This window comes from Paraburkholderia sp. BR10923 (genome assembly GCF_040948765.1).
Classification (GTDB): Bacteria; Pseudomonadota; Gammaproteobacteria; order Burkholderiales; family Burkholderiaceae; genus Paraburkholderia; species Paraburkholderia youngii.
Map to the genome: position 1 here is coordinate 203822 of NZ_JBFPKO010000002.1, position 23221 is coordinate 227042.

The 23221-nt window shown below is 64.7% G+C and carries 21 protein-coding genes and 1 pseudogene; 9 read left to right on the plus strand and 13 right to left on the minus strand.

The features are described from left to right. The first annotated feature begins 58 nt into the window (after positions 1–58). From AB3X94_RS04365 to AB3X94_RS04390, 6 genes are all read left to right on the plus strand, one after another. Positions 59–1576 (plus strand): efflux transporter outer membrane subunit, encoded by a 1518-nt coding sequence (locus AB3X94_RS04365; protein ID WP_368610865.1) that lies wholly within the window; start codon positions 59–61, stop codon positions 1574–1576. A 54-nt stretch (positions 1577–1630) separates the two neighbouring features. Next, entirely contained in the window at positions 1631–2782 is a 1152-nt protein-coding gene (locus AB3X94_RS04370) for an efflux RND transporter periplasmic adaptor subunit (protein ID WP_176378731.1), read from the plus strand. 16 nt (positions 2783–2798) lie between these two features. Further along, a complete protein-coding gene (locus AB3X94_RS04375) occupies positions 2799–5867 on the plus strand; it encodes an efflux RND transporter permease subunit (RefSeq protein ID WP_368610866.1) in 3069 nt (1022 codons plus the stop codon). 95 nt (positions 5868–5962) lie between these two features. Further along, positions 5963–6931 (plus strand): zinc-binding alcohol dehydrogenase family protein, encoded by a 969-nt coding sequence (locus AB3X94_RS04380; protein WP_368610867.1) that lies wholly within the window; start codon positions 5963–5965, stop codon positions 6929–6931. A gap of 150 nt (positions 6932–7081) precedes the next feature. Beyond that, complete coding sequence (locus AB3X94_RS04385; RefSeq protein WP_176106995.1) at positions 7082–7669, plus strand: DUF4337 domain-containing protein; 588 nt, start codon at positions 7082–7084, stop codon at positions 7667–7669. A gap of 55 nt (positions 7670–7724) precedes the next feature. After that, complete coding sequence (locus AB3X94_RS04390) at positions 7725–8342, plus strand: LysE family translocator (protein WP_176106996.1); 618 nt, start codon at positions 7725–7727, stop codon at positions 8340–8342. Positions 8343–8367: 25 nt separating this feature from the next. Here the strand turns inward: AB3X94_RS04390 and AB3X94_RS04395 are convergent, their stop codons facing one another. The 5 genes from AB3X94_RS04395 to AB3X94_RS04415 form a co-directional block, all read right to left on the minus strand. Continuing rightward, a complete protein-coding gene (locus AB3X94_RS04395) occupies positions 8368–9642 on the minus strand; it encodes an RNA polymerase sigma factor (protein ID WP_368610868.1) in 1275 nt (424 codons plus the stop codon). A gap of 16 nt (positions 9643–9658) precedes the next feature. Further along, complete coding sequence (locus tag AB3X94_RS04400) at positions 9659–10072, minus strand: YciI family protein (protein WP_176106998.1); 414 nt, start codon at positions 10070–10072, stop codon at positions 9659–9661. A 178-nt stretch (positions 10073–10250) separates the two neighbouring features. Next, positions 10251–10604, minus strand: coding sequence for a YciI family protein (locus tag AB3X94_RS04405; protein ID WP_176106999.1), 354 nt, complete (start codon positions 10602–10604; stop codon positions 10251–10253). 315 nt (positions 10605–10919) lie between these two features. Then, complete coding sequence (locus AB3X94_RS04410) at positions 10920–11393, minus strand: hypothetical protein (RefSeq protein ID WP_176107000.1); 474 nt, start codon at positions 11391–11393, stop codon at positions 10920–10922. Positions 11394–12090: 697 nt separating this feature from the next. Then, positions 12091–12363 (minus strand): DUF1488 domain-containing protein, encoded by a 273-nt coding sequence (locus tag AB3X94_RS04415; RefSeq protein WP_176107001.1) that lies wholly within the window; start codon positions 12361–12363, stop codon positions 12091–12093. A gap of 347 nt (positions 12364–12710) precedes the next feature. Between AB3X94_RS04415 and AB3X94_RS04420 the strand changes: the two are divergent. Next, a pseudogene (locus AB3X94_RS04420) lies at positions 12711–13197 on the plus strand (N-acetyltransferase family protein). Positions 13198–13245: 48 nt separating this feature from the next. After that, complete coding sequence (locus AB3X94_RS04425) at positions 13246–13596, plus strand: DOPA 4,5-dioxygenase family protein (protein ID WP_176110502.1); 351 nt, start codon at positions 13246–13248, stop codon at positions 13594–13596. A gap of 26 nt (positions 13597–13622) precedes the next feature. On the opposite strand, the gene AB3X94_RS04430 is transcribed toward AB3X94_RS04425, so the two are convergent. From AB3X94_RS04430 to AB3X94_RS04450, 5 genes are all read right to left on the minus strand, one after another. Beyond that, positions 13623–13937: a high-potential iron-sulfur protein gene (locus AB3X94_RS04430; RefSeq protein ID WP_176107002.1), complete on the minus strand. Its 315-nt coding sequence runs from the start codon at positions 13935–13937 to the stop codon at positions 13623–13625. A 36-nt stretch (positions 13938–13973) separates the two neighbouring features. Then, complete coding sequence (locus AB3X94_RS04435) at positions 13974–14663, minus strand: nitroreductase (RefSeq protein WP_176107003.1); 690 nt, start codon at positions 14661–14663, stop codon at positions 13974–13976. Positions 14664–14773: 110 nt separating this feature from the next. Continuing rightward, the gene (locus AB3X94_RS04440) at positions 14774–15496 is read right to left on the minus strand and encodes a PepSY-associated TM helix domain-containing protein (RefSeq protein ID WP_368610869.1); all 723 of its coding nucleotides are present in this window, start codon (positions 15494–15496) and stop codon (positions 14774–14776) included. Then, on the minus strand, positions 15493–16176 hold the full coding sequence (locus AB3X94_RS04445; RefSeq protein WP_176107005.1) for a Fe2+-dependent dioxygenase: 684 nt from the start codon (positions 16174–16176) through the stop codon (positions 15493–15495). The genes AB3X94_RS04440 and AB3X94_RS04445 overlap by 4 nt, the downstream gene beginning before the upstream one ends. 79 nt (positions 16177–16255) lie before the next feature. Continuing rightward, positions 16256–18484 carry a TonB-dependent receptor gene (locus AB3X94_RS04450; protein WP_368610870.1) on the minus strand — a complete coding sequence of 743 codons (2229 nt, stop codon included), beginning with the start codon at positions 18482–18484 and terminating at the stop codon, positions 16256–16258. 480 nt (positions 18485–18964) lie between these two features. Here AB3X94_RS04450 and AB3X94_RS04455 point away from each other — a divergent pair, with 480 nt between their 5' ends. Further along, entirely contained in the window at positions 18965–19960 is a 996-nt protein-coding gene (locus tag AB3X94_RS04455; RefSeq protein WP_368610871.1) for an aldo/keto reductase, read from the plus strand. Between the two features lie 47 nt (positions 19961–20007). Here the strand turns inward: AB3X94_RS04455 and AB3X94_RS04460 are convergent, their stop codons facing one another. The 3 genes from AB3X94_RS04460 to zwf form a co-directional block, all read right to left on the minus strand. Then, positions 20008–20574, minus strand: coding sequence for a YbhB/YbcL family Raf kinase inhibitor-like protein (locus AB3X94_RS04460; RefSeq protein WP_368610872.1), 567 nt, complete (start codon positions 20572–20574; stop codon positions 20008–20010). Between the two features lie 91 nt (positions 20575–20665). Continuing rightward, positions 20666–21490: an ROK family protein gene (locus AB3X94_RS04465; protein ID WP_176107010.1), complete on the minus strand. Its 825-nt coding sequence runs from the start codon at positions 21488–21490 to the stop codon at positions 20666–20668. A gap of 63 nt (positions 21491–21553) precedes the next feature. Further along, positions 21554–23173 (minus strand): glucose-6-phosphate dehydrogenase, encoded by a 1620-nt coding sequence (zwf, locus tag AB3X94_RS04470; protein ID WP_368610873.1) that lies wholly within the window; start codon positions 23171–23173, stop codon positions 21554–21556. Positions 23174–23221 lie beyond the last annotated feature (48 nt).

Below are 23221 nucleotides of genomic sequence, written 5' to 3' on the forward strand. Positions count from 1 at the left end.
TCGGGTGCCCTGAACATCTTCGTCCGGTCCACCCGCCCCTGGCGTACAAGGTAGATCGATGATCGACGTGAGTCAGCGTATTGTCTGGCGGCGCCTCTACGTTGCGCTGTGCAGTTGCATCGCGCTGGCCGGCTGCATGGTCGGCCCCGACTACCACGCGCCGCCCGCGCCGGCCACGAACACTTTCACCCCCACGCCACTGCCCGACCAGACCGCCTCCGCGCCCGGCCCCGCCGGCCTGCCGCAGCGTTTCGCGCCGGAGCAGGACATTCCCGCCGCGTGGTGGACGCTGTTTCATTGCGAGCCGCTCGACGCGCTGATCCGCGAGGCCATCGCCAATAGTCCGAACATGACCGCGGCCCAGGCCGCGTTGCGCCAGGCCCGCGAAAACTACATCGCGCAGGCGGGGGGCACCTTGCTGCCGAGCGTCGACGCGCAACTCAACGCCACGCGCGAAAAGATCAACGGCATCGCGTTCGGTCAGCCCGGCCTCGTCGAAGAATTCAATCTCTACAACGCGTCGGTCAACGTCTCGTACAAGCTCGACGTGTTCGGCGGCGCGCGGCGCGAACTCGAAGCGCTGCATGCGCAAATCGACTATCAGCGCTTCCAGCTGCAGGCCGCCTATCTGACGATATCGGCCAACATCGTGACCGCGGCGGTCAAGGAAGCGTCGGTGCGCGCACAGATCGACGCGACCGAGCGGATCGCCACCGAGGAAGAGCAGCAGCTGAACGTGCTCGACCAGCAACTCTCACTCGGCGGCGTGAGCCGCGCGGCCGTACTCGCGCAGGAAACGCTGCTCGCGCAGACCCGCGCGACGCTGCCGCCGCTCTATCAGCAACTCGACCAGGCGCGCCACCAGCTTGCGGTGCTCGCCGGCAAACTGCCGAGCGACACGGGCGTGCCCGAATTCACACTCGACATGTTCTCGCTGCCCGACACGCTGCCCGTGAGCCTGCCGTCGTCGCTGGTGCGCCAGCGCCCCGACATCCTCGCCGCCGACGCCACGCTGCATCAGGCGAGCGCGCAGGTCGGCGTCGCGACCGCGGCGATGTATCCGCAGATCACGTTGTCCGCGAGCTACGGCGCCGAGGCGCTGACGCCCGCGCAAGTGCTCAGGGCGGGCAGCACGATCTGGAGCATCGGCGCGGGCTTGCTGCAACCGGTCTTTCACGGTGGCCAGCTGAGCGCGCAGAAGCGCGCGGCCGAGGCCGCCTACGAGCAGGCCGGCGCGCAATACCGCGAGACGGTGCTGCTTGCGTTCCAGAACGTCGCGGACACGCTGCGTGCGCTCGAACACGATGCGACCGGCCTCAAGGCGCAGACCGACGCGTCGCGCGCCGCGAGCGATTCGCTCGAACTGACGCGCGGGCAGTATCGCGTCGGCGGCGTGAGCTACCTCGCGCTGCTCGACGCGCAACGCCAGTATCAGCAGACAGTGGTGAGTCTCGCGCAGGCGCAGGCCGCGCGTTACGCCGACACGGCCGCGCTGTTCCAGGCGCTCGGCGGCGGCTGGTGGAATGGCGCGGCGCCCGAGTCGGCCGCCGCGCCCGCCGCCGCAACGCCACATTGACCGTGCCCTGACACAACCCTCAGCCCTCGCCCCAAGCCGAGCAAGGACATCACGATGGCCGAAAGAAAACCGATGACGAAGCGCATGGTGATCATGTTGATCTGCGTCGGCCTGCTGCTCGCTGGGCTGGTCGGCTTCAACCTGTTCCGCGCGCACATGTTCGCGAAGTTCATGGCGGCCAACACCACGCCGCCCGCGACGGTGTCGGCGGTGGTGGTCCACTATCAGTCGTGGCAGCCGCAGCTCGCGGCGGTCGGCAGCCTGCGCGCGGTGCGCGGCGTCGACGTGACGACCGAAGTCGCCGGCCTCGTGCGCCAGGTCGCGTTCGTGTCGGGGCAGGAAGCGAAAGCCGGGCAGATCCTCGTGCGACTCAATGACGACAGCGACGTCGCGCTGCTGCAATCGCTGCAGGCCGCGGCCGACCTCGCGCAGACGGTCTACGAGCGCGACCGCGCGCAGTACGACATCAAGGCGATCGCGAAAGCGCAGCTCGACGCCGACGCGGCGGACCTCAAGGGCAAGAAGGCGCAGGTCGCGCAGCAGCAGGCGCTCGTCGACAAGAAGACGATTCGCGCGCCGTTTGCGGGGCGCCTCGGCATCACGACGATCAATCCGGGGCAATACCTGAATCCGGGCGATACGATCGTCACGCTGCAAGCCATCGATCCGATCTACGCCGACTTCTCGGTACCGCAACAGCAGCTCGGCCAGCTCGCGATCGGCGCGACCGTCAGCGTAGATACCAACGCGTACAGCGGACGAAGCTTCACCGGCAAGATCCAGTCGATGAGCCCCAAAGTCGACAGCGCGACGCGCAACGTGCAGATCGAGGCGAGCGTCGACAATCGCGAGCGCAAGCTGCTGCCCGGCATGTACGCGAACGTGAAGATCGACTCGGGCGCCGAGGAGCGCCACTTAACGCTGCCGCAAACGGCGATCACCTACAACCCGTATGGCGCGACCGTGTTCATCGTGAAGCCCGGCACGCAGCCCAACGCGCAGGGCAAGACGCTGCCCGTCGCGCAGCAGGTGTTCGTGACGCCGGGCCCGACGCGCGGCGACCAGGTGGCAATTCTGAAGGGCGTCGACGACGGCACGCAGGTCGTGACGAGCGGCCAGCTCAAGCTGAAGAATGGCACGCCGCTGATCATCGACAACCGCGTCCAGCCGTCGGACAGTCCGAATCCGACGCCGCAGGAACAATAAGCGAGGCCGCCCGGTCATGTTCACGGACATCTTCATCCGCCGGCCGGTACTCGCTTCGGTCGTGAGCCTGCTGATCCTCGTGCTCGGGCTGCGCGCGCTCGCGGTGCTGAAGGTCAGCCAGTATCCGCAGACCGAGAACGCGGTCGTCACGATCACGACGGCCTACTATGGCGCGAACCCGGACACCATCGCCGGCTTCATTACCCAGCCGCTCGAAGCGGCGATCGCGCAGGCGCAGGGCATCGACTATATGTCGTCGACGAGCATCACGGGCGTGTCGACTATCGTCGCGACGCTGCGTTTGAATTACGACGCGAACCGCGCGCTGACCGAGATCAACACGCAGATCGGCTCGGTGCGCAACCAGTTGCCGCCGCAGGCGCAGCAGCCGGTGCTGACGGTTCAGACCGGGCAGACCACCGACGCGATGTACATGGGCTTCTACAGCAGCGTGCTGCCGAGCAACAACGTCACCGACTACCTGTTGCGCGTGGTCAAGCCGAAGCTCGACTCGATCCAGGGCGTGCAGACCGCCGAAGTGCTCGGCGGCCGGCAGTTCGCGATGCGCGCGTGGCTGGATTCGGCGCGGCTCGCCGCGCACGGCGTCAGCGCGAGCGACGTGTTCACCGCGCTCGGCAACAACAACTATCTCGCGACGCTCGGCACGACGAAGGGGCAGATGGTCAGCGTCGACCTCGAAGCGGGCACGGACCTGCATACCGTCGACGATTTCAAGCAACTCGTCGTCAAGCAGAAGAGCGGCTCGATCGTGCGCCTGGAGGATGTCGCGAACGTCGTGCTCGGCGCCGACAGCTACGACTTCAACGTCGCGTTCAGCGGCAAGCGCTCCGTGTTCATCGGTATCAAGGTCGCGCCGGACGCGAACATTCTCGATGTGGCCAAGCGGGTGAAAACCGTGTTCCCCGATCTGCAGAGGCAGTTCCCGACCGGTATGACGGGCGACATCGTGTATGACGCGACCGACTTCGTGAACACCGCGATCAGGGAAGTGATCAAGACGCTCGTCGAAGCGCTCGTGATCGTCACCATCGTGATCTTCCTGTTTCTCGGCAGTTTCCGCGCGGTGATCGTGCCGTTGATCGCGATGCCGCTGTCGCTGATCGGCACGTTCTTCGTGATGCAGGCGCTCGGCTATTCGATCAATCTGCTGACGCTGCTCGCGCTCGTGCTCGCGATCGGGCTCGTCGTGGACGACGCGATCATCGTCGTCGAGAACGTCGATCGGCATATGAAGCACGAAGGCAAGACGCCGTTCGACGCGGCGCTGATCGCCGCGCGCGAACTCGGCGGCCCGATCGTCGCGATGACCGTCGTGCTGATCGCCGTGTATGCGCCGATCGGCTTCCAGGGCGGGCTGACGGGCGCGCTCTTCACCGAATTCGCGTTCACGCTCGCGGGTGCGGTGACGGTATCGGGCGTAATTGCGCTCACGTTGTCGCCGATGATGTGTTCGCGCTTCTTTCGCGCCGAGCAGGAATCGGGGCGTTTCGCGCGTTTCGTCGACCGTCAGTTCGAGCGCGTGCATCGCGGCTATGGCCGGCTGTTGCATGCGACGCTCGATACCTGGCCCGTGTTCGTGGTGATGGGCGCGCTGCTGCTGTGCGGCACCGTGTATCTGTTCATGACCTCCAAGTCGGAACTCGCGCCGCAGGAAGATCAGGGCGTCGTGCTGTCGCAGATCATCGGGCCGCCGAACGCGACGATCCAGCAGATGCAGACCTATGCGGACCAGGTGTTCGATGCCTCGAAATCGCTGCCCGAGTACTCGCAGATGTTCCAGCTGACGGGTTCGCCGACCATCAATCAGGGCATTGGCGGGGTGCTGTTCAAGACCTGGGATCAGCGCGGCAAAAACGCGACCGTACTGCAGGAGGAATTGCAGCAGAAGTGGAATCAGATCGCGGGCGCACGCGTCGCAGCGTTCCAGTTTCCCCCGCTGCCGGGCTCGCAGGGCTTGCCGGTGCAGTTCGTAATCAGCACGACCGAGCCGTTCCAAAACCTCAACGAGGTATCGCAAGCGGTGCTCGAAAAAGCGCGCGCGAGCGGCATGTTCTTCTTCGTCGATACCGACCTGAAAATCGACAAGCCGGAAGCGGTGCTCGTCGTCGATCGCGACAAGGTGGCCTCGCTCGGGCTATCGCAAAGCGACGTCGGACAGGCACTCGGTTCGGCGCTGGGCGGCGGCTACGTCAACTATTTCTCGATCGCGGGGCGTTCGTACAAGGTGATTCCGCAGGTGCTGCAGACCGATCGGCTCAATCCGTCGCAGGTGCTCGACTACTATCTGCGCACGCCGGACGGCAGCGTGATTCCGGCCTCGACGGTCGCGCATATCAAGCACAGCGTCGTGCCCGAATCGATCAATCACTTCCAGCAGTTGAACTCGGCGACGATCTCCGGCGTGATCGTGCCGGGCGTGTCGCAAGGCCAGGTGCTCGATTTTCTGCGCAAGGCGACCGCACAGGTCGCGCCGGCCGGATATTCGGCCGATTACTCGGGAGCGTCGCGCCAGTTCGTGCAGGAGTCGGGTGGCTTCGTCATTACGCTGCTGCTTGCGACGATCATCGTGTTCCTCGCGCTCGCGGCGCAATTCGAGAGCTTCCGCGATCCGATCGTGATCCTGATCTCGGTACCGATGGCGCTGTTCGGCGCGCTGATCTTCATCAACATCGGCCTGACTACGCTGAACATCTACACGCAGGTCGGTCTCGTCACGCTGATGGGACTCGTCAGCAAGCACGGCATTCTGATCGTGCAGTTCGCCAACGAATTGCAGCGCGCGGGCCGCGGCAAGCGCGAAGCGGTCGAGGAAGCCGCCGGCGTGCGGCTGCGTCCGATCCTGATGACGACCGCCGCGATGGTGCTCGGCGTGGTGCCGCTCGTGATCGCGTCGGGCGCGGGCGCGGCGGGCCGCAACGCGATGGGGCTCGTGATTTTCACGGGGATGTCGATCGGCACGCTGTTCACGTTGTTCGTCGTGCCGGCGATGTACATGTTTCTGGCCGCCGATCATCAGCGGCATGCTCAGGCGCCGAAAGCCGGCGAGGCGGGTCAGGCGGGTTAGGGCCTGGGTGTTCGCGTACCCGCTGCGCGTTCGTCACCTAGACTACGGAGCATTCGCTGCGCAACGCGGCGCAAGACCAACCGGAGCCACGCACGATGAAAGCGATCCAGTTCAAATCTTTCGGCAACCCCGAAGTGCTCGAATACGTCGATCTGCCGACGCCGCAGGCCGACGCGGAGCATGCGGTCGTGCGGGTCATGGCGGCCTCGGTCAATCCGAGCGACGTGAAGAACGTGGCCGGCCGTTTCGAACATACGGTGCTGCCGCGCATACCGGGGCGCGACTTCAGCGGCGTGGTGGTGGATGGCCCGGCCGCGTGGCGTGACGCCGAAGTGTGGGGCACCGGCGGCGACATCGGCTTCACGCGCGACGGCACGCACGCCGAGAACCTCGGCATTCCGGTCGCGGCGCTGTCACGCAAGCCCGTTGCGTTGAGCCATGTCGAGGCGGCGGCAATCGGCGTGAACTTCGTGGTCGCGTGGCTCGGCACCGTCGAATACGCAAGCTTGCAGGCCGGCGAGACTGTCGCGGTGCTTGGCGCGGGCGGCGGTGTCGGCGGCGCGGTCGCGCAGATCGCGAAGGCACGCGGCGCGCGCGTGATCGCCGTCGACCGCCGGCCGCTCGATCCGGCCACGCCCGCGGGCCGCCTGATCGACGCCTACGTGCCGTTCGACGAACACGCGGCCGAACGTGTGCGCGAGCTGACCGGCGGCGCGGGCGCGGAAGTCGTCTACGACACGGTAGGCGGTGTCGCGTTCGAGACCGCGCTGAGTCTCGCGAAGCGGCGCGGCCGCGTGCTCGAAATCAGCGCGACCGGCAAGCGCCGGGTCGAGTTCGATCTGATCGATTTCTATCACAACGAGACGCAATTGCTCGGTGTCGACAGCGCGAAGCTCGGCGTCGCGCAATCAGCGCCGCTGATGACGTCGCTCGTCGAGGGCTTCGACAGCGGCAAGCTGAGCGGCCCGGCGATCGCACAGGAATTTCCGCTCGCCCGCGCGCGCGAAGCCTACGACGCGGTCGCCGCCGGCACGCGCGGGCGCGTCGTGATCCTTATGCAATAACCAACCTCCGACACAGGTCTGCGCAACCCGCTGGCGGCGACACTGCATTGAAGCCGCGGCCTCAGGCCGCCCGCAACACGCTAAGATTGAGGCCGCCGGGCGCCCGCGCCGCCCGGCGAGAACGACAAAAGCATTGCCTCGGAGAATCTGATGTCTGATGAATATGAAGTGCACGGTCCGCACGACCACGCCGTCGAACACGCCGGCCACGCCGGGCATCACGACGCCGATCCGTTCGCGAGCCGGATGGCCGTGATGACCGCGATCCTCGCGACGATCGGCGCGCTGTGTGCGTACCAGAGCGGCAACGCCGAAAACCTCGCGCTGTTCTTCAAGAACGAAGCCGCGATCAAGAAGACCGAAGCGTCGAACCAGTGGAGCTACTACCAGGCGAAGGGCGAGAAGGAGAACCTCGCCGAACTCGGCGCGGCGCTGTCGGCGCCCAATACCGACGCGCACGCGAAATTCGTCGCCGACGTCGAGAAATACAAGCAGCAGAAGGAGCCGATCCGCGCGAACGCCGAAGCGATCGAAAAACAGGTCGTCGCCGCCGACACGCGCAGCGAAACGCTGCTGCACGGCCATCATCGCTGGGCTCAGGCGACGCTGCTGATTCAGGTCGCGATTGCGCTGTGCGCGATCACGCTGCTCACGCGCAAGAACTGGCTGCGCAATGTGTCGTACCTCGTCGCGGGAGCAGGCGTCCTGACCGCAGGCGCGGCGTTTTTCGGGCTATGAGCGAGGTACATCGCTTGCCTTCTTCGAGCCGGAGCTTTTCAACAGGGAGTGTGTCGTGATCGATGGGTCCGCCGTGGTCGGCGTGTTTTCCGTGTATATCGCGGGCGTCGTGAGTCCGGGCCCGAACTTCGTCGCGGTCGCGCATAAGGCCGCTTCGGCGACGCGCATCGAAGCGCTCGCGATGGTCGCCGGCATCGTGCTCGTCAATCTGTTCTGGGCAAGTTGCGCGATTCTCGGCGTCGGCATCGTGTTCGCGGCGTTCCCGTGGCTCGCGCTCGTGGTCAGGATCGTGGGCGCCTGTTATCTGCTGTGGTTCGGCGGGCGGCTGATCTTCAATGCGTCGGCGGCAAGGCAGGCGGTGCTCGTCAAAGCACCGGCGGGTGGCTTCAGGCAGGCGTTCGCGCAGGGTTTCGCGACCAACATCGCGAATCCGAAGTCGATGGCGTTTTTTGCCGCGGTGTTTTCGTCGGCCGCACCCGCGCATGTGAGCACCGGCACGTTTGCCGCAATGCTCGGCATGGTGTTCGTCGTCGCGAGCAGCTGGTACGGGTTCGTCGCGCTGGCGTTGTCGCATGCGCGGATCGCGTCGGTGTATCGGCGCGGCAAGATGTGGGTCGATCGCGTGTGCGGCGGGTTGATCGTTGCGTTGGGAGTGCGGCAGCTGATTCGTTGAGGCGGCACTCGGAGGTGCCCAAAACTCAATGCGCAAGCCCGCGCGCACGCTCCAGCAACAGCTCGCGCTCGCGCGTATTGCGCGTCATCGCCGCGGCGCGCTCGAACTCATCGCGCGCTTCGTCGATGCGTCCGAGCTTGACCAGCAGATCGCCGCGCACGCTCGGCAGCCAGTGATAATTCTCGAGCGCCGAACCAGCCGCGAGCGCATCGACGATCTCGAGTCCGGCCGCCGGCCCGAACGCCATCCCCACCGCGACCGCGCGATTCAACTCCACGACCGGCGATGGCGCGACCTGCGCCAAAGCATCGTAGAGCGCGACGATCTGCGCCCAGTCGGTGTCCTCGGCGCGGCGTGCCCGCGCATGACACGCGGCGAGCGCCGCCTGCAACGCATACGGCCCGCTTGCGCCGCCGAGTGCATGCGCGCTGTCCAACGCCGCGAGGCCGCGGCGAATCAGCAGCGGGTCCCAGCGGCTGCGATCCTGATCGAGCAACAGCACCGGCCGCCCCTGCGCATCGGTGCGCGCATGCGTGCGCGACGCCTGGATCTCCATTAGCGCAACCAGACCGTGGACCTCGCTTTCGTCGGCGACGAGTCCGCTCAACACGCGCCCGAGCCGCAGCGCCTCCTCGCATAGCGCCGGGCGCATCCAGTCGTCGCCGGCAGTAGCCGAATACCCTTCGTTGAAAATCAGGTAGATCACCTGCAGCACCGACGCGAGCCTCGCCGCGCGCGCGTCCGCCTGCGGCACCTCGAACGGCACGCGCGCCGCCGACAGCGTGCGCTTCGCGCGCACGATCCGCTGCGCGATGGTCGGCTCCGGCACGAGAAACGCGCGCGCGATTTCGTCGGTGGTGAGGCCGCCGAGCAGGCGCAGCGTCAGCGCGACGCGCGCATCGGTCGACAGCACCGGATGGCACGCGGTGAAGATGAGCCGCAGCAAATCGTCGCCGATGTCGTCGGCGCGCGCGGCATCGAGCGCATCGACGAAATCGGGCACCACGTGCGCCTCGATCGCGTCGAGATCGTGGCCGAGCTCCTCGCGCTTGCGCGCATGCAGCGCTTCCTGGCGCAAGCGATCGAGCGCGCGGTTTTTCGCGGCCGTCATCAGCCAGGCTCCGGGGTTGTCGGGCACGCCCGCGTTCGGCCAATGCTCGAGCGCGGCCACCAGCGCGTCCTGCGCGAGTTCCTCGGCGAGCCCCACGTCCCGCACGATCCGCGCGACGTGAGCGATGACCTTCGCGGATTCGATCCGCCAGACAGCGTCGATCGCACGATGGGTGGCCTGTATCGTCACGGCGTCAGCCTTCACCTCAGCGGTGATCTTCTTCGAGCTTGCGAAAGCGCTCGACTTCCGGTCCCGGCTCGAAGTCGTCGATCTCGAACAGCTGCCGCACTTCGATTTCGCCATCGGCGTGCTCACCGAACGGGGCCGGGAAACGCCGCGCCCATTCCATCGCCTCGTCGCGCGAGCGCACCTGGATCAACGTGTAGCCAGCAATCAGCTCTTTGGTCTCCGCGAACGGCCCGTCCACGACGCTCCGTTTGCCGCCGCTATAGCGCACGCGCCAGCCTTTCGAGCTCGGCTGCAGGCCGGTTGCGTCGAGCAGGACGCCGGCCTTCGAGAGTTCTTCGTGGTAGGCGCCCATCGCGGCGATCAGCGACGGTTCGGGCATCTCGCCGGCTTCGCTCGCGGCCGTGGCTTTTACGATGATCATGAATCGCATGTCGTTGCTCCTTGTTGTTAGTGGTTCGTGGTGAGTGGATTCGCGTGAATCGCTTGGAGAGGCCACGCCGGCTAGCCCCTTACTCACACGACGCGCGATGCAAGGTCAGATCGACACCCGCGGCGGTCCCGGCATCCCAGGGAAAACACGAAGCGGATGACGTGAGAGCCACCCGTGGCTAGATGAAGCACGGGCCGAGCTTGCGCACCTCGACCGTGCACCACGCCGCCGCCGGACAGGTTTGCGCGATCGCCACGGCCTCCTCGCGGCTGTCGCAGTTCAGCAGAAAGAAGCCGCCGATCATCTCCTTCGCCTCGGCGAACGGCCCGTCGACGAGCTTCGACTGGCCATTGCGGACCTGCACGCGCACGGCGTCCTTCTGCGAAGTCAGCGATTCGACCGCGAGCAGCTTGCCGCGCGCCTTCAGGTTCTCGGAGAACCGCACCATCTGGTCATAGAGGTCGCGACCGGCGGCTTCGCCGCGCTCCTCGCGTTGGTCCGTGGGTTCGACGATCAGCAGCATGTAGGACATGGGGTCTCCGACAGGGCTCGGTTGTATGCGCGGGTCGGCATCGCAACGACGTCAGCGACGCCCGGCCTCGGTGCCATAGCAGGTAGGCAGGCAGATAGGTGGCAATCAGGCGCAGCCAGTCTAGCAAGCGGGAATCTCAGCGGCAAACGCGCCCGGCGGGACTTCTACGGACACTCGTAACGAGCCACGCGGCGCGCATCAGCCGGCCGCGCGCGACACGTCGATGCCGCATTCAAGCATTCTCCGGAATCAATTTACGTCCGCGCCGAATGTGAAAAGCGCCCCTATAGGGGCGTTTTGCATGTTGCGGGACGCTCAAACTGGCGCTTCCGCCAGCGCTCTCAGCCGCGCGGAGCGCATCAGACCTTCGATCATTTTCGCTTCCGCGCTCGCCAGCTCGCTCAGCGACGCGGCCGACAGTTGTCCGTCGAAGATCGCGAGCGCCGTGCACAGACGTGCGTAGTCGTCGTCTTCGAGCGACCAGCGGCCGGTCCTGCGCTCGCGCATGTCGAGCCGCACCATCGCCGCATGCGCGCTTTCGATGTCCGCGAGCGCGTCGGCGCCCAGTCCGGCGCGGGTCAGTTCCTGCGACACCAGCAGATGCCGGCTCAGCGTCGTGTGCAGCATGCGTGCGCCGTGGCCGCGGCGAAAGGCATCGAGCGCGGCGTAGGCCTGCAACAGCATGGTCTGAGTGACCGGCGCGTGCGCGGTGCGGCTCTGCGTGAGGGAACGCAACAAGGGGGACATGGCCGTGCGGCCGGGCTTGCGAACTCGCGATTTGCTAGACATCGATTCAACCTCCTTCTTTCGGCAGCGCGCCCGGACTTCGGCACGCGACGGCGGCAAACGCCGCGCTCGAACGTCCGACGCATTTCGCGCCCGACAGTTCACGCTCTGCGACGTGCCGGTTCTTCGACGTATCGAAGAACACACTGTCCCCATATCGGTTCGAAGCCGCCGGAAACAAGCAGCGCGTTTCGTTGCGACGAAAAAAAGCCCTGTTCCGCGAGGGAACAGGGCTGACAGGATGGAACAGTCGAGCAGGCGCGTGGAGTGCCTGCAAACCTATAACCACCTAACCTGCAAAGCTATTGCTTACGTGTACTGCAACGGCAATTTCTACCGCTCGACAGCAAGTTTCGAACTATCGATTCAATTCACTTCCAAATACCACTGCATGTGGGCCGGTCCTCGTTATTTCCTACTGCTGGCCGCTACCCCTTTTGCTTCGCGCGCGTGTTCGATGCATTGCGCGCTTCATATTGCGTCAACTGCGAACTGCGAACTGCGGACTACTTCATCAACGGTACGGTTCAAATCCGACACGAGGGGAAGTCGCATCGATGGAGTTCGGTGATTTGTCGCTCCATGGAAAAGAGTGTAGGCGCGCACCCGCGAATGCAATTGCGCGAAGCGAGGGACATTGGCGGCTTAATTTGGCGAATCGATGTAACAACGGGCTTTTCGGCCCGCCGCGCCACGCACGTCAACCGCGTGTAGAGAAATCGTCGATCGTCAGCAAGACCTTCTCACCGGGACGCGCGAGCATTTTTCGTTCGGCGATCGCGGTAATGCGTTGGCGCCCATCCGCGAACGTCTTCAGAATGCGCGCCTCACCCGCGCCGCGTTGCAGCCAGAAGTGCTGTTCGAGCGCCTCGCGCGTGACCGCGCATTCAAGGTCTCGTCCCCGCGACGAAAGCTGGAAAATCACCGCCCGTCCATCTGCCGAGACGCTGGGTACCGCCTCGATCATCGCCATAGCACACCTCGCAACGTTGATTACGACGTTCGCCGTATGACGCGAACGTCCCCGGAAAATCATCTGACGCTCGCAGCATCGCGAGGCCCGTTTTGTCTGTTCGTACAGGGGTGCGGATAGCGTGGCCGCGATGGAGCCAGACGTTAGAGCAAAGCGCATGCCACCCAACGCCGATAGCGACACAGGCACTCACGGGCACCGGCAACGATGACCGCATCGCAAAGTGGGAAGACCGCAACATAGCCGCGTGGTAATAAAAGCGCAGCGGACGCGACAATCGACGACAATTCTTACTCGCGCTTCGCATGATCATCGCGTGCCCGATCGCGCGCTACCACCTTGCCGACATGACCGCCCAACTGCCCGACCAACGATCCGGGTTGACCTTGCGCCCCGCGCAACCCGACGACGAACCCTTCCTGCTCGAACTGCGCAAGGCGACGATGACCGAACACCTGGCGCGCGCCGGCGAGCCGACCGACGAAAACGCCCATCGCGCGCGCCTGCGGCATCGCTACGACGCCGCGCAGTGTGATCTGCATCGACGGCGCGCCCGCGGGCCTGTTGAAGGCGCATCGCAACGACGACGAATGGTTCGTCGCGCAGTTGCAGATCGCGCCGGCGCTACAAGGCCGCGGTATCGGCGAGCAGGTGCTGCGCACGATCCTGCGCGCCGCCGCGGCCGAAGCGCTGCCGGTCAGCTTGCAGGTGCTCAAGGGCAATCCCGCCAAACGGCTGTACGATCGTCTTGGCTTCGCGATCGTCGGCGAGGATCAGACACAGTTTCACATGCGCGTTGCAGCGCGCGCGCCGGCGGAAAACGAAGCAGAATGAATGTCGGATAAAGACTGATACGGAACGAGCCTGGCAATGAACTCTGATATGAACTTTCGCGATGCTTCAGCAATACAAAGCTGGCACGCGCACATTTATTTCGACGCGGCGAGCCGCGACGCCGCGTGGGCGTTTCGCGAGCAGATCGACGCGCATTGGGGCGACAAACTGCAGATCGGGCGCTTCCATGAACGGCCGGTCGGCCCGCATCCGATGTGGTCGTATCAGCTCGCGTTCGCGCACCAACAGTTCGCCGACGTGGTCAGCTGGCTCACGCTCAATCACGGCGCGCTCGATGTCTTTCTGCATCCGAATACCGGCGACGCGCTGCGCGATCATCGCGACGCCGCCGTGTGGATCGGGCACTCGCACGAGCTCGTGTTAAAGGCGCTGCTGTAGCAGCCGAGAACGATGCGCCGGCGTGCTTACATATTCGTGTACGCGCTGCACCAGCCGCGCGACGCGACCTGTTTGGCGCCGAACAGCGTGCAGCCGCCGTACGCATCCGACGCCTTGCCCTGAAACAGCGAGCAGTTCGCGCACGATTGCCCGGCCGCGAAGTTCGGGAATTTTGCCTTGTCGACCTTCGACGCATCTTCGGTATAGCCGACCTTCTGCGCCTGCGGATCGCTCTCGCTCAGCGCATTGGGAACGGTCGCGGCGAACGCGACGCGAGACAGCGCGAGCGACGAGCCGACGCCCGCGCTGACCAGCAGGAAATGGCGGCGCGATGTTTTCATTTTCGTTTGCCTCTGGGTGGGGACTGAGGTCTGCGGTCAATCGAGAAAGCGCGTGAAGCGCTCGACCGGCTCGCGCTCGGGGCGCAGCGTATTGACCAGCGCGTTGGGGTCGGCGAAGCCGAGCGACATGCCGCACACGAACTGCTCGTTCTCGGGCAGGCCGAGATGTTCGGCAATCAGCCGATGAAACTGCATGAACGCGGCCTGCGGACAGGTGTCGAGGCCGCGTCCGCGCGCTGCGGTCATGATCGCCTGCAGGAACATGCCGTAGTCGAGCCAGCTGCCGCGCTCGAGGCTGCGATCGATCGTGAACAGCAGGCCGACGGGTGCGTCGAAGAAACGGAAGTTGCGCGAGTGCTGTTCGTGCATGCGCGCCCTGTCGCCCTTCTCGATGCCGAGCAGGCCGTACATATCCCAGCCGATCTTGCGGCGCCGGTCGATGTACGGCGACTGCCATTGGCGCGGGTAGTACGCGTACTCCTCCTGGCACAGCTGGTCGCGCTGCGGATCGTCGTAGGCCGCGAGCAGATCGCGCGACAGACGCGCGAGCGATTCGCCCGTCAGCACGTACACCTTCCACGGCTGCGTGTTGGTGCCGGACGGCGCGTAGCTGGCGGCTTCGAGAATGGCTTCGATGTCGGCGCGCTGCACCGGCGTCGGCAGAAAGGCGCGCACCGCGCGTCGCGTCGTCAGCGCGGTGTCGACGGGGTTCGCGGGAGAGGTCATCGGCGAATGGCGGCAGAGCCAGCGAAGTAGGTCAGCGACGATTCTAGCGCGTACCGCTCCAAGCCTGCCCGCCAGCGCGCAGGCTTCGTCCAGGGCGTTGCGCTGCGCCCTTACATCGTCCCCAACGCCACCGCCGCCGCAATCGAACCCGCCACGAGCACGAGCCCCACCGTCTTGCGCTTGTTCAACTCGGTCCACAACAGCACGCCCGTCAGCGACAGCAGGATCAGACTGCCCGCGAGCGTATCGATCAGCAGCACCCAGCCGATGCTCAAGCCCACGCCCTTATGCATGTTCGTCAGCATCGCGAGAAAGGTGTTCGCGCTGCGCTTGACCGTCACGGTGTTATTGCCCACCCAGTATTCGGCCGAGGTATTTTCTTTCGGCGACGCGAAATTCAGCTGCCAGTGCTCGGGCTGCACGACGCTGCGATCGCCCCATGCCACCGGATGCTCGGATTCCTTCTGCACACGCCCCGGATTGCCGGCGACCTTCAGCTCCTGCTTGAGCCACTTCGCGAGTTCGCGCGGGGTTTCCGGTGCCGGTTGCGGCAGCGGCACCTGCATCACCGAGACCTGCGGTTCGCCGGTCGACACACGCAGCGGACCGCCGCGATGGTTCAGGAAGAAGCCCGTCGTGCCGAACAGCAGACCGAGCGCCGCGCCCCACAATCCAACCCAGCCATGCACGTTGCGCAGCCACTTGATGAAAGTCGCGCGACGCGAGCGCTGCTGGCGCGCCTTCAGTTCATCGCCATCGAGCCGACGCGGTTCGTGCGCGCCATGTTGGCCGGCCGCCGGCGGTTGCATGTCGAGGGTGTCCGATTCGCTCACGTTTCACTCCAGGTACGCAGCAGATTGTGATAACAACCGACGAGGCTGCGTCGCGCAGCCTCGTCGGCATGGGTTGCATTGAGCCGTTGAATCGCGGTGTCCATGTCGAACAGCAGCGCGCGATGCGTGTCGCTGCGCACGAGACTCTGCACCCAGAAGAAGCTCGCCACGCGCGCGCCGCGCGTGACGGGCGTCACCTGATGCAGACTCGTCGCCGGATAAACGATCATGTCGCCGGCCGGCAGCTTTACCTGCTGCACGCCGTAGGTGTCTTCGATCACGAGTTCGCCGCCGTCGTATTCGTCGGGCGCGCTGAGAAACAGCGTCACCGACACGTCGGTGCGCAGCTTCACGCCGTTCGGCAGCACGCGCACCGCGCCGTCGACGTGGCTGCCGAACCGCATGCCGCCCTCGTAGCGGTTGAACAGCGGCGGATACACCTGGTTCGGCAGCACCGCGCTGATGAACAGCGGATTGCGCTCGATCGCCGCGACAATCACGTCGCCGAGTTCGCGCGCAATCGAAGAGTGCTCGGCGATCTGCTGATTGCGCTTGACCGGCGCGCCCTGATAGCCCGCGGTCGCGCGGCCATCGACCCACGCGTCGCCGGCTCGATCGAGCCGCTCGCGCACGAAGCGCAATTGCCCGGCGTCCAGTACCTTCGGAATGTGCAGCAGCATAGTGTGTCCTTCGAGTCGGCTTGCCATTTGCAAAGCGGCAAGCCTAACGGATGCGCCCAGTGCGTCGCAAAAGCGGCCATCAGAAGCGGTAATCGAACGTCGCGAGCAACGTACGGCCGATGCCCGGCACCGAACGGCCGCCGTCCGACGGAATCAACGCGTCGTAGTAGTACTTGTTGGTCAGGTTCAGCAGGTTCAGGCGCACGTCGTACTTCTTCGCGTGATAGGCCGCGGTCGCGTCCCAACGCGTGTAGCCCGGCACCTTCACGTAGTTCGTATTCGATGCATAACGCGACGACATATAGATCGGACCGCCGCCGATTTCCCAGTGCGGCGTGATCGCGTAGGTGGTCCAGAACGTCAGCGTGTTGCGCGGGGTGTTGGCCGGCGTGTGACCCTGCGTGCCGTCGGCCGCTTTCAGGATCTTCGCGTCCATGTACGTGTAGCCGCCGAAAATCTGCCACTTGTCGGTGATGTGCCCGGTCACGCTCGCCTGGAAGCCGTCGACGCGAATGTCGCCGGCCAGCTCGTATTCGGTCGGCGAGACCTGGGTGCGCGCGTTGTCCTTCTCCTCGCGGAACAATGCCGAGGTCAGCGAGATGTTGCCGCCGAACAGATCCCACTTGCCGCCGACTTCATACGACTTCGTCGATTCCGGTGCGAGGTTCTGCGTGAGGTTCGTGACCGTCAGGTTTTCGAGCGACGGGTTGAACGACGTGCCGTACGACACGTAGTACGACTGCCAGTCGGTCGGCTGATAGATGAGGCCCGTGCGCACGCTCGTGAAGTAGTTGATCTGGCTCGCGAAAGCCGGCGCGCTGACGGTGTTGTGGATCTCGGCCGAGAAGCGATCCCAGCGCAGACCGCCGATCAGCTTCCAGTGCGGCGTCAGCGTGATCGTGTCGTTCAGGTAGGCGGCGATTTCGTTCGCGCTCGAATCGGCGTAGTTGCCGACCGCCGTCGTCACGTTCGACGGCGTGCCGATGATCGGCGGATTGAGCATCGGCACGATCGGCAGGTTGTTGCGCGTATATGCCTGGTTCGTATAGCTGTCGTGGCCCACTTCGACACCGGCAATCACGTCGTGCCTGACCGGCCCGGTGTCGAATTTGTATTCGACCATCGTGTCGTTGTAGATCGCGTGATTCTGGATCACGCGGTCATGGCTCTGCAGCTTGATGAACAGGGCCGACGGCGGCAGCGTCGTGAAGTTGCCGTTGCTCAGCGCAGTGCTCGACGACAGCGGTCCGGTCAGCACCGCTTGCGGCGCGGTTTCGCGCGCGTCGGTCATCGAGTGCGAGATCTGCGTCTGGTTCGTCAGCGTCAGGTCGTCGGAGAACTTGTGCTTGATCGCCCCGGTGAGGATCTGCACGTTCTGGATCGTGCGGTCGCTGGTCAAACCGTAGAACGTGTTTTTCGGCACCGGCGACGGGCGGCCGTTCAGCGCCTGGATGCCGTAGTCGGGCATGTCGTTGTTGCGCTGGATCAGCGCCGACAGCGTGATCTCGGTAGGCGTGCCGATACCGAAGCGCAGCTCCGGCGCGACGCCGAAATCCTTGTTCTTCATCACGTCGCGCGTCGAGCCGAGGCTCTGGCCGAACGCGTTCAGGCGGATCGCCGAGGTGTCGGTGAGCTTGTGGTTCACGTCGACGGTGGAGCGGTAGCGGTCGTTGGTGCCGATCATGCCGGAGACTTCCGCCGAGTCCGTCAGGTTCGCCTTCTTGCTGACCTGATTGATCACGCCGCCCGTCGAGCCGCGGCCGAACAGCATCGACGACGGACCATATAGCACCTCCAGCGCTTCGAGATCGAACGTGTCGCGGTAGTACTGGTTGCGGTCGCGAAAGCCGTCCAGATAGATGTCGTTCTGCGCGGTGAAGCCGCGCAGGTTGATGTTGTTGCCGATCTGGCCGCCCTCGGCCGCGCCGATGGTCACGCCGGGTGCGTTGCGCAGCGCGTCCGTAAACGACGTCGCGCCCTGCGAAGCGAGCAGGTCGCGATTGATCACGGTGACGGTCTGCGGAATGTCGCGCAGCGCGGTCGGGGTCTTCGCACCGACGCTCGCGCGCTCGGCCTGGAAGTCCTGTTGAACGGTCTGAGCCTGCACGCCGATGGTCGGCAGCGTCTGCGCGGCGGCTGGTGCGTAGTTCTGTGCGTAGTTCTGTGCGTTGTTTTGTGCGTTGGTTTGTGCGTTCTGCGGCGCGCTGGAGGCGGCCGGTTGTGACGCGCTTTGCGCGAGCGCAGGCGTCGCATAAGGAACGGCAAAAGCGAGCGCCAGCGCTGTCGCCAGCGGCGTGTGATTGAGCATGGAAATCCCGTCAGAAATGCGCCTGGTCGAATTCGCCTCAATGAGGTCGAATTCCTGACGAAAGCGCAAATGGCTGGCTGCCGCTCTCCGTTGTGTGAGATGGAGATGACGGGATGGCTGGCTGGTTTAAATGAGAATCGCTATCATTTCATACGCACAAGAAGGCATCAATCGCGGGGTACATTACTTCGCGTAATCGATTTGTTTCTGTTTTTTACTTTTCGAAAGCAATACGTAAACGTAAGGGCGCTACTTACGCAGATTCATTACTGTTTGTAATTCTATGCTTGCAAAAGGCTTATCAATGACGCACTCGAGAGCCAATTCAACCTTACGCGATTTCTTTCATTTAAATAACATCCTATCGCGGCGGTCGTGCACATCGAATCGCGAGTCCGTTTATCCTTTTTACAACACCGCATACAACATGAAAGTCCCACCCTTCCGGCAAACGCTTTCGTCCCCTCTGGAGTCGACCTCATGCAATATCGCCAATTCGGCCGCACCGGCCTGACCGTTTCGCGCCTGTGTCTCGGCACCATGACTTTCGGCCTGCAAACCGAAGAAGCCGCATCGCACCGCATCCTCGACACGGCCGCGGACGCCGGCGTCAATTTCATCGATACCGCGAACGTCTACCCGCTCGGCGCCGGCGAAGACCTGTCCGGACGCACCGAGGAAATCGTCGGACGCTGGTTGAAGGGCAAGCGCGAGCGCTTCATCGTCGCGACCAAGGCGGTCGGCAAGATGGGGCCCGCCGCGTGGGATCAGGGCGCGTCGCGCAAACACCTGCTCGATGCGATCGATGCGTCCTTGCAGCGCCTCGGCACCGACTACGTCGACCTGTACCAGCTCCATTCCGACGACGCGAAAACCCCGCTCGACGAGACGCTCGAAGCACTCGATACGATCGTGCGCTCGGGCAAGGCGCGCTATATCGGCGTATCGAACTTTCTTGCGTACCGGCTCGCGCGAGCTTTGGGACGCGCGGACGTGCTGCGCGTCGCGCGCTTCGTGTCGGTCCAGCCGCGCTACAACCTGCTGTTTCGCCAGATCGAGCGCGAGCTGCTGCCGCTGGCCGCCGAGGAGCAGCTAGCCGTGATGCCGTATAACCCGCTCGCGGGCGGACTGCTGACGGGCAAGCATCGGCTCGATGCGACGCCCACCGAGGGGCGCTTCACTGAAAGCGTCGGCAAGGCTGGCGCGATGTATCAACAGCGCTACTGGCACGAGCGCGAATTCGACACGATCGAAAGACTGAAGGCGATCGCCGCGCCGACCGGCGAATCGTTGGCGAAGGTATCGCTTGCGTGGGTGCTCGCGAATCCGCTGATCACGTCGGCGATCATTGGTGCGAGTCGCGCCGAGCAGTTGAGCGATACGCTCTCGGCGGCCGAGTTCACGCTCGACGACGCAATCAAGACTCAGCTCGATGACGCGAGCGTGCAGTATCGATGGGGGGATGCGGCGCGCTAAGCGCCCTTCTGCAGATCAAGCGCGGCCCGGTGTTCGGCCGCGCGACTTCATCGTCCGTAGCGCAGCACGGTGCTCGTCGCGGCGAGCACGTGATCCTTGATCGCGGCGAGGAACGCATCGCGCGTCAAGCCGGCCGGCAATGCGTCGGGCGGCAGATCGAGCGCATAGACCTGCGCGACGTAGTGATGCGGCACATCGCCGACTGCCGGACACGGGCCGTAATAGCCGGGGCCGCCTGTGCGATTCGTGCCGGCGACGCTGCCCGCCGGCGCGGCTTCGCCCTCGGCGAGTCCGGTCGTACCCGGTGCGATGCCGTACACGATCCAGTGCACGACGCCGAGGCCTTTCGCGCCGTCGGGATCGAAGATCGTCACCGCGAAACTCTTTGCGCCGGCCGGCGCGTTATGCCATTGCAATGCGGGCGACACGTTGCCGCCGCCGCAGTTGTTCGCGCTCGCCGCGTGGCTCGCGTTGAGCGTGCCGCCATCGGCCAGTCCCGGTGACGACACTGCGAAGGACGGTGCCGCGTAGGCATGTGCGCTCGCGTAAGCGAGCAGCGCGCACGCGACAGCGGAGAGGAGGTGCCGCGCGATGTTCAGTTGAATGCGAGTCATTGAGAGTCTCTGGGTTTGGGAAGGTTACTGGGGGCCTTGGAAGGAGCGCGGCAGCGCTGAGAAGCCCATCAAGCAGCAACCGCCCACCCCCTCACTTCGGCTTAAACCGCCCCGTCTTCTCCGTCGCCTCCGGATACTGCCGCGTCTCGCGCACCGACAGCGGATGCCACAATTTCGCGCCGCCCTCGATCCCCGCGTCGTTCGATACGGTCGCCACGTTCGCCGGCAGCTTGAACTTGATGCGCGCCGCGTTGCCGCCGCCGATCCACAGCTTGTCGTAATTGACCAGTGACTCGAGAATGCCGATCACCTTCTCGACACGCCGGCTCCAACGCTTGTTGCCGACCTGCTCGCGCGCGGCCTCGCCGATGTATTCGTCGTACGCGACACCCTTCTTGCTGACCGGATGATGCGCGAGCTCCAGATGCGGCATCAGCTCGCCATCGCGAAACATCGCGGTGCCGGCGCCGGTGCCGAGCGTCAGCACGAATTCGAGGCCGTGGCCTTCGATTGCCGCGAAGCCCTGCATCTCGGCATCGTTGATCATTCGCACCGGCAAACCGCCCAGGCGCCGCGCGAGCGGATCCGCGAGCGCGATGTCGTGCCAGCCTTCGATGCCGAAATGCGGCGCGGTCAGAATGCGGTTATTACGCACGACACCCGGAAAGCCGATCGAGATACAAGCGGGCTGCACCTGCTCGATGAGCGGAGCCACGAGTTGCGCGAGCGCGTCAACCAGTTGATCCGGCGTGCACGGATGCGGCGTCGCAACGCGCACGCGCTCGGTTTTCATCTGCCCGTTGGCGTCGATGATCGCGGCCTTCAGGCCGGTGCCGCCGACGTCGATCGCGAGGATGTGCTCGCTGCCGCTTTTCGGCGCATTCCGTTTCACTGCGTTCTTGTTGCGTGTCGCCACGATGTCTCCCGGTTGTGGTGAAGCGGTTGTGATGCGTGTCTGCGGGTTGGTTCAAAGGTGCCGCTACGACTTGCGACCGGGCGCTTTCTGCTGCAACGGCCGCCACGCGTGGACATCGCGCGCGAGCAGCGCGTCGGCTTCGGCCGGCCCGTCGCTGCCTGCCGCATAACCGTGCACGGGCAGAGCACCGCCACTCTTCGGATGCAGCACGTCGTCGACCGCACACCAGGCCGTCTCGATGCCATCGGCGCGCTGGAACAACGTCGCGTCGCCTAGCATGCAGTCGTATAGCAGCGTCTCGTATCCGACGTTCGCGCGCTCGTCGAAGAAGTCGCCATAGTTGAATGACGACTGCACCGCACCGACCTGCATCACCGGGCCCGGCGCCTTCACGTTGAAATCGAAACTCGAGCCGTGCTCGGGATCGATGCGCAACGTCAGCACGTTCGGCGTCAATGCGTTGACCGGCGTGTCGCGGAACAGGCGGAACGGCACCGGCTTCAACTGCACCGAAATTTCGGTGCGGCGCACTGAGAGCCGCTTGCCGGTACGCAGATAGAACGGCACGCCGGCCCAGCGCCAGTTCTCGACGAACACGCGCGCCGCCGCGTAGGTTTCGGTCGTGCTGCCGGGCGCGACGTCGGGCTCCTCGCGATAGCCCACACCGGCGGACCCTTTTTCGTACTGGCCGAACACGACGTCGTCGGGCTTGAGCGGCTGGATTGCGTCGAACAGCTCGACCTTCTTGTCGCGGACGGCTTCGGCGTCGAACGAATTCGGCGGCTCCATCGCCACGATGCCGAGCAGCTGAAACAGATGGTTCGGCACCATGTCGCGAAACGCGCCGGTCTGCTCGTAGAATCTGCCGCGCCCTTCGACGCCGATCGTTTCCGCCGCAGTAATCTGCACGCAGTCGATGTACTCGCGCCGCCAGACCGGCTCGAACATCGCATTCGCGAAGCGCACCGCGAGAATGCTCTGCACGGTGTCCTTGCCGAGAAAATGATCGATGCGGTATACCTGCGACTCCCGCGCATACGACAGGATGTGCGCGTTCAGATCGCGCGCCGATGCGAGATCGGTGCCGAACGGCTTCTCGATCACGAGACGCCGAAAGCCGCCGTTCGCGCCGTCGCCTTCCTTCAGCAGGCCGGCTTTGCCGAGCCGCTCGGCGATCGGTTTGAAAAAACGCGCGCCGACCGCGAGGTAAAAAATCACGTTGCCGACTTTCGACTGATCGAGTTTCTGTTTCAGCTTCGCGAACGTGTCGTCGGATTCGAACTCGCCCGCCATGTATTCGAGGCGCTGCGCGACCCAGCTCCACGCGTTGTCGTCGAGCTTGCCGGCGTGGAAGGTGCTGGCTTTGTCGGCGGCGAATTTCTGCAGCGACGTATGCAGTTCGTCGCACCATTCGCGCGTTTCGCGCTCACCGTGATTGACGCCGATGATCTTCATGCTGTCATCGAGCAGGCCATCGACCGAGAGGTTGTAAAGCGCCGGCATCAACAGACGTTTGGTCAGATCGCCCCCCGCGCCGAAGATCACGAGCGTGCACGGCGGCGCGGGCTTCTTGCCGGCCGGCGACGACAGCGTGTCGTATCGGTTCGAAATGAGCTTGCAGCTCGAGGCGGGCGTTGCGTTGGGTTGATCGGAAGAGGCGGAAGAGTTCGGTGTAGTCGACATGAAATTCACCTGGAACTTGGAAAGCCGAGAGAACGAACGTGGCGATAC